The 16,479-nt window shown below is 62.9% G+C and carries 15 protein-coding genes; 13 read left to right on the top strand and 2 right to left on the bottom strand.

The features are described 5' to 3' along the window. Positions 1-794: 794 nt before the first annotated feature. A complete protein-coding gene (locus Q0349_RS00860) occupies positions 795-1,301 on the bottom strand; it encodes a cytochrome b/b6 domain-containing protein (protein WP_298078871.1) in 507 nt (168 codons plus the stop codon). Between the two features lie 146 nt (positions 1,302-1,447). Between Q0349_RS00860 and lpxB the strand changes: the two genes are divergently transcribed. From lpxB to Q0349_RS00840, 4 genes are read left to right on the top strand one after another with little or no spacing between them, the layout of a single operon-like run. Further along, positions 1,448-2,608 (top strand): lipid-A-disaccharide synthase, encoded by a 1,161-nt coding sequence (gene lpxB, locus Q0349_RS00855; protein ID WP_298078870.1) that lies wholly within the window; start codon positions 1,448-1,450, stop codon positions 2,606-2,608. Positions 2,609-2,651: 43 nt separating this feature from the next. Next, positions 2,652-3,449 carry a type II CAAX endopeptidase family protein gene (locus Q0349_RS00850; RefSeq protein ID WP_298078868.1) on the top strand — a complete coding sequence of 266 codons (798 nt, stop codon included), beginning with the start codon at positions 2,652-2,654 and terminating at the stop codon, positions 3,447-3,449. Continuing rightward, positions 3,446-4,018, top strand: coding sequence for a ribonuclease HII (gene rnhB / locus Q0349_RS00845; protein ID WP_298078866.1), 573 nt, complete (start codon positions 3,446-3,448; stop codon positions 4,016-4,018). The genes Q0349_RS00850 and rnhB overlap by 4 nt, the downstream gene beginning before the upstream one ends. Before the next feature lie 2 nt (positions 4,019-4,020). Beyond that, positions 4,021-5,046 carry a phosphoribosyltransferase gene (locus tag Q0349_RS00840; RefSeq protein WP_298078865.1) on the top strand — a complete coding sequence of 342 codons (1,026 nt, stop codon included), beginning with the start codon at positions 4,021-4,023 and terminating at the stop codon, positions 5,044-5,046. Between the two features lie 271 nt (positions 5,047-5,317). Here Q0349_RS00840 and Q0349_RS00835 read toward each other — a convergent pair whose 3' ends face one another. Beyond that, positions 5,318-7,330, bottom strand: coding sequence for a ComEC/Rec2 family competence protein (locus Q0349_RS00835; protein WP_298078864.1), 2,013 nt, complete (start codon positions 7,328-7,330; stop codon positions 5,318-5,320). 186 nt (positions 7,331-7,516) lie between these two features. On the opposite strand from Q0349_RS00835, the gene Q0349_RS00830 reads away from it, so the two are divergent. From Q0349_RS00830 to Q0349_RS00790, 9 genes are all read left to right on the top strand, one after another. After that, entirely contained in the window at positions 7,517-9,010 is a 1,494-nt protein-coding gene (locus Q0349_RS00830) for a hypothetical protein (protein ID WP_298078873.1), read from the top strand. Continuing rightward, positions 9,007-9,564 (top strand): pseudouridine synthase, encoded by a 558-nt coding sequence (locus Q0349_RS00825; protein ID WP_298078862.1) that lies wholly within the window; start codon positions 9,007-9,009, stop codon positions 9,562-9,564. Before Q0349_RS00830 ends, Q0349_RS00825 begins: the two co-directional genes overlap by 4 nt. 12 nt (positions 9,565-9,576) lie before the next feature. After that, entirely contained in the window at positions 9,577-10,602 is a 1,026-nt protein-coding gene (gene trpD, locus Q0349_RS00820) for an anthranilate phosphoribosyltransferase (RefSeq protein ID WP_298078861.1), read from the top strand. Positions 10,603-10,605: 3 nt separating this feature from the next. After that, entirely contained in the window at positions 10,606-11,400 is a 795-nt protein-coding gene (gene trpC, locus Q0349_RS00815; protein WP_298078860.1) for an indole-3-glycerol phosphate synthase TrpC, read from the top strand. A 74-nt stretch (positions 11,401-11,474) separates the two neighbouring features. Then, positions 11,475-12,185, top strand: coding sequence for a DUF3108 domain-containing protein (locus Q0349_RS00810; protein ID WP_298078859.1), 711 nt, complete (start codon positions 11,475-11,477; stop codon positions 12,183-12,185). Positions 12,186-12,189: 4 nt separating this feature from the next. Then, positions 12,190-13,143 (top strand): glycosyltransferase family 1 protein, encoded by a 954-nt coding sequence (locus Q0349_RS00805; RefSeq protein WP_298078858.1) that lies wholly within the window; start codon positions 12,190-12,192, stop codon positions 13,141-13,143. A gap of 2 nt (positions 13,144-13,145) precedes the next feature. Next, a complete protein-coding gene (locus Q0349_RS00800; protein WP_298078857.1) occupies positions 13,146-14,699 on the top strand; it encodes a hypothetical protein in 1,554 nt (517 codons plus the stop codon). Between the two features lie 31 nt (positions 14,700-14,730). Next, entirely contained in the window at positions 14,731-15,231 is a 501-nt protein-coding gene (locus Q0349_RS00795; protein WP_298078856.1) for a tetratricopeptide repeat protein, read from the top strand. Positions 15,232-15,271: 40 nt separating this feature from the next. Beyond that, positions 15,272-16,252 carry a KamA family radical SAM protein gene (locus Q0349_RS00790; protein WP_298078854.1) on the top strand — a complete coding sequence of 327 codons (981 nt, stop codon included), beginning with the start codon at positions 15,272-15,274 and terminating at the stop codon, positions 16,250-16,252. Positions 16,253-16,479 lie beyond the last annotated feature (227 nt).

Here is a 16,479-nt window from a genome sequence, read left to right as displayed (position 1 = left end):
GATTGGTTTGTCCGATAACGAAGATAGCTATTTTTGGGGACGCGGGCAAGACCAAATGCGAAAGGTTAAGAAATACGACTGCACGCAGGGCGTGCGATAACTTTAGGCAATACTTTGTATTGTAATGATTTTATCCGACCTTCCCGAATATGTAGGGCGATGACTTGTTACGCTATTTTCACGATACCGCAATGGTTTGGTGTGTTTTTTTGATGTTTTTTGTGATTGCTGCGCGGGTTATTTGCTGCCCTAACCCCTGCAGGAGCGATTGTTTGGCGGACGTCCGCAGACGATGCTGGCAGTGGCGCAATTGCTATCGTTCGGGCGGTGACGGACTTCGTACTAGGGGCTGTTTACAATTCGGCGGGTAAGCCCCTCTTTCGCTGCGCGAGCTGTTCCAGTCTCTCTGGGAGAGGGGCTGGGGTGAGAGCAGCAAACAATTGAAAAATTGGAATTTCGGCTCATCAATAATATCGCTCACCCCCTCCCCAACCCTCCCCCGCTGCGGGCTTCGCCCTGCAGGGGAGGGGGATTTTTCAAATTGCAAACAGCCTCTAGGGGCTGTTTACATTTCAACCCTGCCCCGTTGCGGGCTTTGCTCTGCGGTCATCCACCAAACTGCTCCCTCCCCCGTGGGGGAGGGGCGGGGGCAGCAAACCATCCGCGTCAGCGACTGCTTGTAAACAGCCCGTAGCGAGGAACGAGCGTAACCGCCCGCAACCACGAGCCAAACAACAGGCTGTTTCCCATTTTTTCAGGGATTGAGATGAAAGAACCGCCGCAGCGGTCTTTTCTCACCCCTTGTCATCCCCGCCTGCAGGCGGTTGCCGCCCCGCCATACGCTGCAAAACCTTCTCGCCGCGCCGCTGATGAATCACCGTCATCGCAATATGCCCGACGACAAGCGCCAGCAAAAACCACGCGCTACGCCCATGCCAAAGATCGCCAAAATGCGTCAGCGCATTCTCCGCGTTACCGTCGCGCCCGCGGGCTGCATCGCGCAGCAGCGCAATGCCTGGCACGGTGAGCATCAGCACATACAGCGCGAAATGACCGCATCGCACCGCACGATTGCCAGCGGCCGGACGGGTTTCGCTGGCAATCGCCCAAATGATGCGAAACAGCAGCAACATTAGCAGCACCGTGCCGAGCGCCTTGTGTGCGGGAACCAGTACCCGCCAGCGCGCATCAATATGCCAGGCGAGCGCCAGCAGAAACATCAGCGCAATCCCCAGCGCCATGCTCCAGTGCAGAAAGCGGCTAATAGTGCCGTAGCGGTTGCGGGAGTCAGGTTGCATCATTGAATTTCCTCAAAGCTGTAAGTTCTCTGGGCAAGCATACGCGTTTGCACCCGCGGGCAGCATAAAAAATGCGCCCCGCCCACGCTCCCCTGGCACAAACCCGCCCATGCCGCTATCCTGCCGCCATCCCCGCAACCCGGACAACCATGACGACCAAACCCCTGCACATCGCCCTGCTCGCGGGCGAAACCTCCGGCGACCTGCTCGGCGCGCCACTCCTTGCCGCCCTGCGCGAACGCCTGCCCAATGCGCGCTTCAGCGGCGTCGGTGGCGCGGCGATGCAGGCGGCGGGACTTGATTCGCTGATTGACATGAACCGCCTCGCGGTGATGGGGCTGGTGGAAGTCTTGCGCCACCTGCCGGACATCCTCGCCGCGCAGAAATCGCTGCTTGCCCATTGGGCGGACGACCCGCCGGATGTGTTCATCGGCATCGACGCGCCCGATTTCAACCTGCGCATCGCCAAGGCGCTGCACGCGCGCGGCGTCAAAACCGTGCATTACGTCAGCCCGTCGCTGTGGGCGTGGAAGGAAAAGCGCATCCACAAAATCCGCCGCTGCATCGACCTCATGCTCTGCCTCTTTCCCTTTGAAACCGCGGTGTACGACAAACACGGCGTGCCCGCCGTCTGCGTCGGCCACCCGCTGCGCGACCGCCTGCAACCCGTTGATGCTGCCGATGCCCGTGCCGCGCTGAATCTCCCCGCCGATGCGACCATCCTCGGCCTCTTTCCCGGCTCGCGCCGGGGTGAAATCCGGCGGCTGTTGCCTGATTTCCTCCACACCTACCAGCGTCTGAAAGCAGACAACCCCGCGCTGCACGCCGTGCTCTCGCTGCGCCACCCGCCGGATGACGAAAGCGCCGCGCTGCTCGCCCGCCTGCCCGATGTGCACCAGCTTGACGCCGACAGTGCCGCGCTGATGAGCGCCAGCGACGCGCTGCTGCTAGCCAGCGGCACCATCACCCTGGAAGCGGCGCTGCTGGCGCGGCCAATGGTGGTCGCCTACCGCGTCCACCCGCTGAGCGCCGCCATCGCGCGCGCGCTGCGTCTTTTGAAAATCAACCGCTTCTCCCTGCCGAACCTGCTCGCGGGCGCGGACATCGTGCCGGAGTGCATCCAGGAAGACTGCAACCCGGCGCGGCTCGCCGCCGAACTGGCACCGCTGCTCACGAATGCCCCCGCCGCTGACGCACAACGCACAGCGCTTGCCCAAGTCGCCGCGCAGTTACCCGCCAACGTCTCGGCGCGCGCGGCAGAAGCCATCATCGCGCAGTTCTGCCTGAATGAGGTGCGGACTACGCCGTAACCGACGACACACTACCCATCCACCCCAACCACGGAGATCGCCCATGACCCCCAAACCCGCCCACCCCTGGCAATACTTCCTGCTGGTGTACCTGATGAGTGCGCCGTTCTGGCTTATCGCCGGATACATTCCGCGCGGCGGCCTGCCCGACAATCTGCCGCTGACCGACATCGGCGCGGCATTCACCCCGACTATCGCCGCCCTCATCCTGCGTTACCGCGAAGGCGGCGGCGCAGCGGCGCGACAACTGCTGGCGCGCGCCCACGACTACCGCCGCATCAACGCGCGGCGCTGGCTCGCCTTCGCCATCCTCCTCTTTCCGGCACTCTACCTGCTCACCTGGCTGGCGATGCGCGCCGTCGGGTTGCCGGTACCGCTGCCCGCCGCGCCTGCGCCCGCGCTGCTGCTGGCCGTCGCCGTCTTCTACTTCGCCGCCATCGTCGAAGAACTCGGTTACACCGCCTACGCCACCGATGCCTTGCAACAGCGCTACAACCCACTCGCCACCGCGCTCATCATCGGCATCCCGTGGGCGCTGTGGCATCTGCGCTCGATGATCCAAATCGGCCAGTCGCCCGCGCTTATCCTCTGGGGGCTGGCGGGCACCGTCGCCGTGCGCGTCATTTACGTCTGGCTGTACAACCGCGCCGGGCGCGCCGTTGCCATTCTCATCCTCTGCCACACCATCGCCAACACCGCGCGCACCGCCTATCCCGGCGGTCGCGCCGCCTACGAACTGGGCGACGGCGCCATCTCCTACGGCATCATCATCGCCGCGGCGCTGCTCATCCTCGCCGCCAACTGGCGCGCCATGACCAGCCACCCCGGAGCGTCCGTGTGATTGCCGGGGTGGACGAAGCCGGACGCGGCGCGCTGGTCGGCAACGTTATCGCCGCTGCCGTCATCCTGCCCGCGCACTACGACCTGCCCGGCCTGACCGACAGCAAAAAACTGAGCGCGCGCCAACGCGAAGCACTCTACACCGCCATCACCGCGCAAGCTGTCGCCTGGAGCGCGGCGGCGGCAACACCTGCCGAAATCGACATGCTCAATATTCACCACGCGACGCTGCTCGCCATGCAGCGCGCCCTCGCTGCGCTCAATCCGCCACCATCGCAGGTGCTGATAGACGGCAAATTCACGCCGACGCTTGCTATTCCCGCCCGCGCCATCGTCGGTGGAGATGCCAGCGAGGCCTGCATCGCCGCCGCATCTATCGTCGCCAAGGTCACGCGCGACCGCGAAATGCTGGCGCTGGAGGCGCGCTATCCCGGCTACGGTTTCGCCGCACACAAGGGCTACGGCACCCAGGCGCACCTTGCCGCCCTCGCCCGCCTCGGCGCGACACCGGAACACCGCCGCAGTTACGCGCCGGTGCGGGCGGTCATTACCCAACCCGACCTGCTCTGACCATGCTGCCTTACCGCTCCGAACGCGCCCCGTGGGGCAGCTTCCCGCCCGCCATCCGCAACGGCTACATCGACAGCCTCGCCGCCCTGCCCGACTACCCCGCCGCCAAAGCAGGCGAAGCGCCCGCCGCCTTTCGCCTCGTACAACGCCTGCTCAAGCCGGAAACCATCGCCGCCGTTGCCGCCTGCTTCCGCCCCACGCCCGATACCCGCATCGTCCCGGTACACGCCGAAGAACAGGGCGGGCGCAACAAAATCCCGCTGATGCTGGCGCACCTCCTCGCCGACGGCCTCGGCGGCAACCCGGTCGAAACCGGCATCGTGCAAAGCAGCCGCGCCCACCGCACCGGCAGCAACGCCAATCACCGCCTCGCCTTTCCGCCCGCTTTCGATGGTGCCGTCCAGACCGGCTGCTGCTATATCCTCGTTGATGACACCCTGACCCAGGGCGGCACCCTCGCCGCCTTGCGCGGCCACATCGAAAACCGTGGCGGGCGCGTCCTCGGCGTCGTCGTCATGAGCGCCAAGCACTACTCGCTGCCACTCGCGCCCACCCCGCAAACCCTCGCCGCGCTGCACGCCAAACACGGCGACGCCCTCAATACCTACTGGAAACAGGAATTTCACTATGAGCTCGACCGACTCACCCAATCCGAAGCCGCCCACCTCTGCGCCGCCGCTGATCTTGACACCATCCGAAATCGCATCGCTCAGGCAAGACTTGCAGCAGGCGTCGGCGTGGGCGCTGGCGGAGATACAGAAACAGAAAAATACCGCCACATCCTGACCCTGCTGCGGCAAGAAAACCCGGACGCCGTCCTCAAAAGCGGAAAACCCGCCGCCCCCTGCCGCGGCCGCGTGGTCTTCGCCGATAGCGACATCATCGTGCAGCACGTCGCCGACGGCAGCCGCTACTACCAAATCCATGAAAAAAGCGCGCTTGCCCGCGTCCCTGCCGTGGGCGAAAAAGCCAACATCAGCTACGCCGCGCACGAAAAACGGGCGCGGGTGCGGGTCATCAAGGCGTGAGCCATATCGCCCGGCTGATGCGCCGAGGCACACCCTATGGCAGATATAGCCATCCACCGAAAGCCTCATACGGTGTTGCGTCGCCTGACTGGGCACCCTAAAAAATGGCGGAGCCATTTTTTAGGGAAACCCGCGCCGTACAACTGCGTACTGTCTTCGGCGACGCGCCTTGTCTGAAACTTTCGGTGGATGGCTATACTGTGCAAGGGAGAGAACAATCCGGGCGCAACCATTCAAATTCGTGCGGATGAGCAGCATTTTGAACAGGCGCTTACGGAGCGGTGAGCGGGGTGTCACCAAAGCGGGCGGTGCAGCCCTCATCCGTCTTGATAAAGGTAATCCCGGCGGGATTGTGCGCCGGGCAATAAATGACGGGGTAGGGCAGGGCGGTATTGATGACGGTGCTGTACACCGGCGTCTCCGGCCAGGCATCCAGCAGCGTCTTCAACGCGCTGGTATCGCGCAGGCTTTTTCCGGTGAGGATGATGGCGTCCGGCCGCTGGTAGTGGCGGCGCAGTTCGGGCAGCAGGTAGCGCGCGGCATCGTCGCGCCCCAGGTTGCGGTGGCGCAGTCCGGTATTGACGATGACGGTTTTGCCGTCCGCGCGCAGGATGGCGCTGCCGTTCGGCGCGTGGTAGTCGCCCGCCGGGGCAAAGGTGGTGATGAGGGCGCTGGCGAGGGTGAGGGCGAACCACAGGGCGGGTTGCCGCAATAGCATTGACGGTTTGCGGACTGGAGGCTGTTTATAGGCCGTCGCTGATGCGGATTGTTTGCTGCCCCCACCCCAACCCTCCCCCACGGGGGAGGGGGCAGTTCGATGGGCGTTCGCAGGGCGAAGTGTGCAATCGCGAGCGGTTCCGGTCTTCCAACGGGCGTCGTTCATGGAAAATTCATTCATATTTTCAAACCGCAGCGGTGTGCGCCGTCGCGTCAGTATCAGCAGGCAGGCGGCGGTAAAGAGCAGCGCGGTGGCGGTAGTTGGCTGCCACGGCGGTTCGAGGTAGGCGAGGGCAGGGCGGGCGAGTTGTGTCAGCGCGCGCAGGTAGTGGTCAAGCAGCCAACTGGCAGGCGTGGCGAAAACGGGCAACAGCAGCGCGAGGATGGCGAGGGTCAGCACTGGCGCCAGCCACGGGATGAGGACGAGGTTGGCGGCGGGCGCTATCAGGCTGATGCCGCCAAAGAGCGCCCAGCCGAGCGGGGTGAGGATGGCGGTGATGAGAACTTGCAGCAGCAGCCATTGTTTCAGCGGGCGCAGTTTGCGCCACAGCGGCAGGCTGTAGAGGATGATGGCGACGGCGGCAAAGGAGAGCCACGCGCCCGCTGCGCCCAGTTGCCACGGGTTTTGCAGCAGCAGCGCGAGGGCGGCGAGTTTGAGCGCGTCGCGACCACTGCCCAACACCGGCGCGTGCCAGCAGAGGGCGACGGTGGCGAGCATCACCCAGGCGCGCAACACCGGGGCGGCGGCGCCGGTGAGGAGGGCATAGAGCAGACTGGCGACGAGGGTGCCATGCAGCGCAAGAGTGCGCGGCGCGATGCCGTGTCGCCAGCGCGGCGGCAGGCTGGCGAGCGGCACGCGCAACACGAGGTAAATCAGCCCGGCGATGAGGGCGAGGTGCAGGCCGGAAATGGCGATGAGGTGCGAGGTGCCGCTGCGGCGCAGGCGATTTTGTGCGTCGGCATTGAGACCGCTGCGGTCGCCGAGCAGCAGCGCGCGCAGCCACGGGCGCTGGTCGGGCGGAAAAATGCGGTCGATGCGGTCGGCGAGGGCGAGGCGCTGGCGCAGCGTCCACGGCACGGGTGCGTTGGCAACGGCTTCAGCGCTGTCGAGGGTGGCGTAACCGCGCAGCCGTTGTCGCTGGTCGGCGGGGCTGGCGCTGCCCGGTTTGAGGTGCAGGCGGGCGCGCAGGGTTTCGCCTAATGGATGTGCGACGGGCTGATAATCGCTGACGGTGAGGCGGTCGCCTGTGGCGAGCGGACAATCGCCGGGGGCGATGATGGTGGCAGTAAAGCGGCTGCCGACGGGGTAATTGCGCAGGGGAAAATCGGCGACGCGCAGGGTGGCGGCGCAGCGCGTGTCCACGGCGACGGGCGCGGTGAACTGCCACGGGCTGTGCATCCACAAGGCGGCGAGCAGGGCGATGGCAAGGTAGCGGCTTATGCGCGGCCAGAGCAGAAGCAGCGCCAGCGGCAGCAGCCACAACGGCGGCGCGAACTGCCAGGCGCAGGCGATACCGGCGGTGACGGCGAGCAGGGTGCGGTCAAGCGGGGTGAGGGGATAAGGCATGGAAAACGGTGGCCGTCGGCAGGGGCGGGTTATGATAGGGGAAGTGGCGGGGATGGCTATACATACTCCTCCCCCGCCTTCGTGTATGTATCAACGGATCGTCAATATGGGCGGGCAACGGTGGTGGCATAAAAACCGCCATCATGCGCAAGCATAACGGTAAAAACAGAATGGAGGGAATGATTGATGTGTGAAGAAGGTAGCTGGCAGCAAATCGAGCTGGCGCAAGAAAATGGCGATTATAAAAAGATGGCCGCATTATTGTTGCCATTGGCGGAAAATGGCGATGCAAAAGCACAACACTGTCTTGGCGAACTTTATTATTATGGAGACGGTGTCGAGCAGAGTACAATTGAAGCGGCAAAATGGTATCAAAAGGCGGCAGTACAGGGATTGGCAGATGCACAATGCGATATGGGATTTGTTTATGCTCATGGTTATGGTGTGCCGCGTGATGATGCGATGGCCATTTACTGGTATGAAATGGCCGCCATGCAGGATAGCGGTTATGCGCAATCTCATTTGGCACATATATTTTTGCGTGGTATAGGCACGCCGCATGATTATGGCAAGGCTTATGCGCTATACAAGATATTGGCAGGCAAAGGTGAAGTGGATGCGATGCACCATGTGGGGATGTTTTATGAGTTTGGCAAAGGAGTAGTGCAGAGTAACCGGTTGGCGCGTTATTGGTACAAAAAGGCATTGACCCTGAAAAATGATCCGATATATGAGCGGCAATCTTTATATGTGCAGCATTCTCTTGAGCGCCTCGCGCTGCGGGAAAATGGCATTATGCTGTATGTCAGGGATTTTGCCGAATCTGCCCCGGAGCGGACGACGGATAATGCTGCGGAAGGGTTATTCGCCAATGGTTTGTGTCTGGCAGATATGCAGCCGGATTATTTGGGCATGATTTCGCCCGTGTTGCCGCGGGTGGATGCGGTATTTCCGTCATTGGTTAGGGAAAAGGATTTGCCGGCGTGGCAGCAGGCTTTTGTCGCGCATCAGGCGGGCGACCGTTTGTCGGCTTTTGCGCAAATGCGTGCATTGGCGGAAGGCGGCGATGCAGATGCCTGGTATTTGCTGGCATTAATGTATGTGGATGGCGTGGTCATGACAGCAACGCATTTTCAGACAGAGTTGGCGTTGGGCAAGGTATGGGACAAGCGGGAATGGCTGGCACGTTTGCATATTGTGCAAATGTATTATGGGAGGGAAAAGGCTTATGCACCGTCGTGTCCGCTGGAACCGCCTTCGATGACGCGCAGGATGTTGCAGGAATTGGCGGAAATGGATTATCCGCCCGCGCAGAATGCTTTTGGCTGTCTCCAGCGGCAAATGTCAGCGCATGGCTTTATGGATAATGGGATGAGCAGCGACGAGATGGCGGATTTTTGGTTTGCGCGGGCTGCCGCGCAGGGTGATGCGATAGGGCAATTTAATTTTGCCCTGGCGTGCGAGCGGGGCGAATGCGGTACGCGCGATGGGGTGCAAGCATTGGCGTTTTATGAGAAATCCGCCGCGCAGGGTTTTGTCCCGGCGCAAATCCGCCTGGGGGTGTGTTACCGCGACGGTAACGGCGTGCCGCAGGACAAGGCGAAGGCGCGCTATTGGCTGGAAAAGGCAGCGGCGCAGGGTAATGCGACGGCAGCGCAGGCGTTGGCGGGGTTGGCGTGAGCAGGCTCATTCTCTTCAACAAACCCTTCAACGTCCTCTGCCAGTTCACCGACAAGTCCGGGCGGGCGACGCTCGCCGATTTTGTCGATGTGCCGCGTGTTTATCCCGCAGGTTTGCTCGATTATGACAGCGAGGGACTGGTGTTGCTCACTGATGATGGCCGTTTGCAGGCGCGCATTGCCGATCCGCGTTTCAAGTGGGTGAAGACGTACTGGGTGCAGGTGGAAGGGGTGCCGGATGATGCGGCGCTGGCGCAGTTGCGCGCCGGGGTTTTGCTCAAGGACAAGGGCAAGCGCGAGGCGCGGCGGACGTTGCCCGCCGGGGTAAAAGTCATTGCCGAGCCGCCGCTGTGGCCGCGCGTGCCGCCGGTGCGTTTCCGCCTGTCGGTGCCGACGGCGTGGCTGGAGTTGTCCATCCGCGAGGGGCGCAACCGTCAGGTGCGGCGGATGACGGCGGCGGTCGGTTTGCCGACGCTGCGGCTGGTGCGGGTGCAGGTTGGTGATTGGTCGCTGCGCGGGTTACAATCCGGCGACTGGAAACAGGTTTTTATTTAAGGAGTTTTTTTGATGAAGGCTGCGATTGATTTGTTGGTGCGCGGGCAGGATGTGCCTGCGCCGATGATGCGCGAGGTGATGTTGGCGCTGATGCAGGGCGAGGCCGATCCGGCGGCGGTGGGCGCGTTTTTGACGGCGCTGACCATCAAGGGCGAGACGGTCGCCGAGGTGACGGCGGCGGCGCAGGTGATGCGCGAGCTGGCGAAACCGGCAGATTTGGGCGGCGGCGTGCTGGTTGATCCGGTCGGCACCGGCGGCGATGGCGCCAGTCTTTTTAATGTCTCCACCGCAGCGGCGATTGTCGCGTCGGCGGGCGGGGTGAAAATCGCCAAGCACGGCAATGTTGCCGCCAGCAGCGCCTCCGGCAGCGCCGATGTGTTGCGCCAGGCGGGCGTGGTGGTGGATTTGGAACCGGCGCAGGTCAAGGTGTGCATTGAGGAAACGAATTTTGGTTTTATGTTCGCCCAGGCGTATCACCATGCGATGCGCCATGTGGTGCCGGTGCGGCGCGCGATTGGTATCCGCACGGTGTTCAATGTGCTGGGGCCGCTGTCGAATCCGGCAGGGGTGAAGTATCAGATGCTGGGCGTGTTCAGCAAGGCGTGGTTGCGGCCGATGGTCGAGGTCGCGCGCGCGCTCGGCGGCGAGCGGGTGCTGACGGTGCATTCGCACAACGGGCTGGACGAGTTCAGCGTCACGCATCCGAGCGATGTGGCGGAGCTGCGCGCCGATGGCGAGATTGTTGAATATACGGTCAATCCTGCCGATTTTGGCATGAATTACCGCGACCACAGCGCGTTGCAGGTGAAGAGCGCCGCCGACAGTCTGGCGCTGATTGAGGCGGTGTTCGCGCGCGGCGAGCCGGGCATCGGTTTTGATATGCTCGCGCTCAATGCGGCGGCGATTTTTTATGTTGCCGGGGCGGTCGCCGGTTTTGCCGAAGGTGTCGAGCTTGCCCGCGCGATTATGCGCGATGGCCGCGCCACGGCGCAGTTGCAGCGCATTGCCGCCTGCTCGCAGCGGCTCAAGGGGGTGTGAGCGATGGCGACGATTCTGGATGATATTCTCGCGCACAAGCGGCAGGAGGTCGCGGCGCAGAAGCAGCGGGTCGATATGGATACGCTGGTCGCCAATATCAGCGCCAGCAATGATGTGCCGCGCGGTTTTATGAAGGCGTTGCAGGCGCGCGTTGCCATTGGCGGCACGGCGGTGATTGCCGAGGTGAAGAAGGCGTCGCCGAGCATGGGCGTCATCCGCGCCAGTTTTGACCCGGTGGCGATTGCCGAAAGTTATGCGGCGGCGGGCGCGACCTGCTTGTCCGTGCTCACCGACGAGAAGTATTTTCAGGGCAGTGGCCGTTATTTGCGCCTGATTCGCGCGGCGGTCGGCCTGCCGCTGTTGCGCAAGGATTTTATTGTTGATGAATACCAGATTGTTGAAGCGCGCGCGCTCGGCGCCGATGCGATTCTGCTGATTGTCGCCGCGCTTTCCGATGATGAACTGGCGGCGTTCACCCGCCTCGCCCACGATTTGGGGCTGGATGTGCTGGTCGAGGTGCATGACGAAGCGGAATGCGAACGCGCGCTCAAGCTGCCGTTGCGCGTGATTGGCGTCAATAACCGCAACCTGCACGATTTCTCCGTCTCGCTTGACACCACCCGCCGCATCAAGGCGATGGTGCCCACTAATTACCTCGTCGTCAGCGAAAGCGGCATCCATACCCGCGCCGACATTGACGCGCTGCAAGCCGATGGCGTCAGCGCCTTCCTTGTCGGCGGCGCGCTGATGCAGGCGGACGACCCCGGCGCGGCACTCGCGGCGCTGCTCGCCAAATAACGAACGTTAATCGCGTGGCGGCGGAGCGCTATGGCACAATCCGCCGCCTTTAACTTGTCCACCGGAAAACCGCCATGACCAACACCCTCCGCCCTTTCCTCGCCCTCCTCGCCCTCGCCGCCAGCCTTGGCGCGCAGGCGCTGCAAAGCTACATCGCCGAATACGACCTCAGCGTGCGTGGCGTCGGTGCCGGACGGGTGCGGCACGAAGCCGTCTTCACCGAACGCAGCTACCGCGTCACCGCCGACGGCACTCCATCGCTCGCCGCAAAAATGCTCGGCTTCGGCCAAATCCGCGAAAAAGCCGAAGGCAAAATCGCCGGCGACCGCGTCATCCCCACCTACTACCGCCGCGATATGCAGGGCAACGACAACCAGCACATCTCCTACGACTACGCCAACGCTGTCAATGGCGAAATCCAGGCCATCGTCGGCGCGCAAAACAAAACCCTGCGCGTCAACCCGAACGACCCGGCGCTGGACATCCTCGCCCTCGTCGTACAAAGCCTGCTCGACGTCGAACGCGGCCACATCGGCGAGCACAACTACACCCTCATTAACGAAGACCGCGTGCGCAGCTACCAGGTGAGCCAGTTGCCGGACGAAACCTGGCAGGACAACAAAAACGGCAGAACCCTCAAAATCAAAGTCTTCCTGCAAACCAGTGGCAACCGCCAGACCAAAATATACTTCGCCGAAGAACCGCTCCGTTTGGTAAAATTACAACAACTCAAGGATGGCGAAAGCCGCTTCAGCCTGAAACTGTTGAATTACAAGCCGCTATAACATAATGAAAGTCCTGCTGATTGCCCCCAAAGACTCACCCACCTACCTCCAAAGTCTGTACGTTGCCCTGCGCGTACAAGTGGGCACCTGCGACCTCTACGCGCTTAACGACAAACAAAGCGCCGCCCTGCCGGAATTCTTCAGCCACTTCGTCAAACTCCAGCATTACGACCGCATCGTGCTGGCGTACAACGGCGACTACATCAGCAGCCACACCCGCTTCCTCCGCACCCTGCCATCACTGACGATGCTGCGCCTCGAATACGACCCGCCCGAAGCCCGGCGCAAAATGAAAGAAAACTTCTTCGTCATGCCGTGGCTGCGCTGGATTGGCAACGACCTTGCCGTTGCCACCGAATACAGCGGCCAGGGACACGACATCTTCTGGGTACCGCAAATCTACGACCCCGAACACTTCTTCGCCCGCCCCGAAACCAGCCCTGTCCCCACCTGCCACATCTACGACGGCCCCGGCGACACCCTAGAAACCCTGCGCGCGGCGCTTGCCGCACAACCGCTCAGCCTCAACCCGCTCGACAAAACCACCCTGTGGCAGGACATGAGCCGCGGTCTCGTCGCACGCGAAGACTTCTTCCTCTACATCCCCGAACACGACCACTACGACCCGACGCCGATGATTCAGGCGATGGCCTGCGGCGCCGTCGTCCTCACCCCCGATCCGGGCAACGACATCCGCCTGCGCTACCGCTGGCGCGATATGCACGACGTCGTCTTCTTCAACAAAACCGAGGAACTCGCGCCGCTCGTCGAAAACATCCTCGCCCAGCCGCACCGCCACACCAGCCTCTCGCAGCACGCCATCTCGCGCGCCAAAACCTTCCAGCCGCAAGTCGTGGGCAAACGCATCGGCGAATACCTCGAAACCCCAATCCGCGACCCGGCCAACTACCCGAAAAGCGAGCGCATCTTCGGCTGGGAATTCCGCTTCAAAAACTGACCATGCGCCGCACCCTCGCCGCCTGCTGGCACGGCATCTGGCTCGACCGCCGCCAACAAAGCCTGCTCATCATCACCCTCTCCCTCATCACCTGCCTCTGGATCTGGCTCGAAGGCGGGCGCGTACTGGACGTCGAATCCCTGCAAACCCTCTGGCGCAGCGGCCATCCCCCGCAAGCCCGCATCACCCGCATCCTCGTCCCGCTCACTGAAGCCCCCGAACTGGCGCGCCTCGCCACCACCATCCACCACGAAATCACCACCGCGCTGGCGCCCACCCTGTTTGCGCGCCTGCTCGCCCCGTTTGCCGACAGCCCCAACCTGGCCGTCGCCATCATGGCCATCCTGTCAACCCTCTCGCTTTGGCTCTACTGCCGCCTGTCGCGCCTCATCGGCATCGGCCCGCAAACCGCCTTTCTCCTCTTCCTCCTGCTCAACTTCAACCCCGAATACAACGACGTCCGCCTGCAAATCAGTCGCTTCCAGCCGGTGCTTATCCTCTGGCTCGCCGGCCTTTACCTCTTCCTTGCCCACTACAAAAACCACATCCACCTCGCCTTCACCGCCTGGGCGGCGACCGCCTGGACCGCGGCACTCTTCGTCCCCATCGCCGCCTTCTGGGCAAGCGGCTTCCCGCTGCTGTTCCTCTTCTGGCCGGGCAGCGGCAACTGGCGCCGCCGCCTGTGCGAACGCGGCCGCTTCCTCCTCGCCTACTACTCCCTCATCGCCCTCGTTATCGCCTGCGTTCCCCAATGGCATAACGCCGCCAGCGGCTGGCTGCCGGAAATCCTGCACCAAATCGACCTCAAGCGAAACGAACTCGCCTTCCTCATCAACGCCAACAACCCGGTCGAACTCGGCATCGGCGAAGGCTACCTCGTCTCGCTCGTCCTCGTCGCCCTGAACGCGCTCAAAATCATGGGGCCGCTTATCGCCATCCTCGCCTTCAGCGCACTCCTGCCCAACCGCGCCACGGGCAGCGTCCTTGAACGGCGCGTGCGCGGCTTCTTCGCCTGCGCCCTTGCCTGGCTCTGGGGCATGGCCGCCTTTGCCTACCTCTACTACGGCACCCTGTCGAGCGACCTCTTCTACACCCCGTTCACCATGCTCACCCTCTGGCTCGTTTCCGGCATCGTCTATGACGCCCTGCAACGCGGCAAAAGCACACGCATCCCGCCCGAACGCCGCCTTGTCCTCATCTGGCTGCTCATCGCCTGTGCGCTGGCGAGCATCATCACCTTCGGCCCCAAACCCGGCTACCTGCGCAAAGCGGGCGAATGGGCGCGGCATCACCCGCCGATGGGCGCCATCTACAGCAACAACCTCACCGTGCTTGCCTACAGCGGCCGCCCGCCCTTCATTGACGGCCCGGCCTACATCGACATGGAACACCCGCTACAAGCCTACTACGACCTCACCCCGGACGACCTGCTCGTCCACATCAAAGGGCGCAAACAGAACGAACCACAAGACCTCGAACTGTTCGACATCCTCGCCGAATACCAAAACGAGCGCGGCGACAAAGCCTACATCCTCCGCCTCAAACCTGACGAATAAACCCGCGCCAAACCGCCAACCCGGACAACCCATGAAAAAACCAATCCTGACCCTGCTGCTCATCCTGACCACGCTGCCGCTACACGCCGCCGAAAAGCCCGCCTGGAAAGAAGCCGTCGCCGCCATTGACGCGGGCAACCTTGCGCCGATGCAGACACTTGCCGACGCAGGCGATGCCGCCGCACAACACAGCCTCGGTGTCCTGTACGAAAAAGGCGAAGGCGTACCCGCCGATGCCGCGACAGCCGCCGCGTGGTATCACAAAGCCGCCGCACAAGGCTACGCCAGCGTACAATGCAGCCTCGGCGTTCTGTACGAAAAAGGCGAAGGCGTGAGCAAAGACTACGCCCAGGCACGGGCGTGGTACCAAAAAGCGGCGGCAAAAGAAAACCGCAGCGCCGCCTACAACCTCGGCAACCACTACCGCTACGGGCTGGGCGTCGTCCAGGACTACCAGCAGGCGCGACAATGGTACGAAAAAGCTGCGGCACAAGACAACGCCGACGCGAAAAAAGCCCTGCAGACATGGTGAAAAACCGGCCTGAACGGGCGTGTTGCAGCAAACAGACCCCATGACCCCCGAAGAACTCGCCCGCCGCGCCAACCTCACCCCCGCCACCCTGTACCGCCTGCTCGCCGAATACCAGTACGCCATGACCGGCGAAATGGCAGACGCGATGAGTGACAGCCCCGGCGACCCCATCGCCGCCCAGTTCATCCCCGATGCGCGCGAACTCACCATTGCCGCGAGCGAACTGACCGACCCCATTGGCGACGCGCCACACTCGCCGCTGCCCTCACTCGTCCACCGCTACCCGAACCGCGTCCTCTGGAAAATCTCGCCCGTCTGCGCCGTTTACTGCCGCTTCTGCTTCCGCAAAGAACACATTGGCCGCCGTGGCCAGGCGCTGCGCCAACGCGAAACCGCCGCTGTCGCCGCCTACCTCGCCGCGCACCACGAAATCGAAGAAATCATCCTGAGCGGCGGCGACCCGCTGACCCTCTCCGACAAAAAACTGCGCCAATGCCTCGCCGCGCTGCATGACCTGCCGCACATCCGCCGCCTGCGCATCCACAGCCGCATCCCCGTCGTCCAGCCCGCGCGCATCACCATCGCGCTGCTCGATACCCTGACTGCCCTGCCGCAAAGCCTGCACCTCGTCGTCCACAGCAACCACAGCGCCGAACTCACCGCCAACGCCCGCACGGCGCTGCGGCTGCTGCGCGAACGCGGCGTGATGCTCTACGCGCAAACCGTGCTGCTCAAAGGCGTAAACGCCGACGCGGCAACCCTCGCCAATCTTATGAACGACCTGCTCGACTGCGGTGTTAAACCCTACTACCTGCACCACCTCGACCTCGCACGCGGCACCGGCCACTACCGCGTCTCCCTTGACGAAGGCCGCGCCATCGTCAGCGCCTTGCGCCGCCGCCTCTCCGGCATCGCCATGCCAACCTACATCGTCGAAATCCCCGGTGGCGACGGCAAAATTCCGGTGGGCGAACTCACCGCCGCCCAGGAAGCAGAACTGCGCGCCAGCGGTATCTACTGAGAACCTGTTCAAATCCCCCTCCAGCCCTCCCCATAGAGGGAGGTAGAACGGCGGGTATTTGGGCGGCGATTGACGTTTTGGCAGCGTCGTAGGGTGGGGCTTGTCCCACCGCCAAAAACATCAGCGGCAGCAATGCTTAACCCCACTCCCGGACTCCCCACAGGGGGAGGGGATTCTTTCTTTTTATAGCGATACTCACAAAGTTCTGTACAAGGCGCGCCGCTGAA

The sequence above is a fragment of the uncultured Cardiobacterium sp. genome, assembly GCF_938028185.1.
Lineage (GTDB): Bacteria > Pseudomonadota > Gammaproteobacteria > Cardiobacteriales > Cardiobacteriaceae > Cardiobacterium.
The sequence above is the reverse complement of the archived record's forward strand: the minus strand, read 5'-3'. Positions and strand labels throughout refer to the sequence as shown.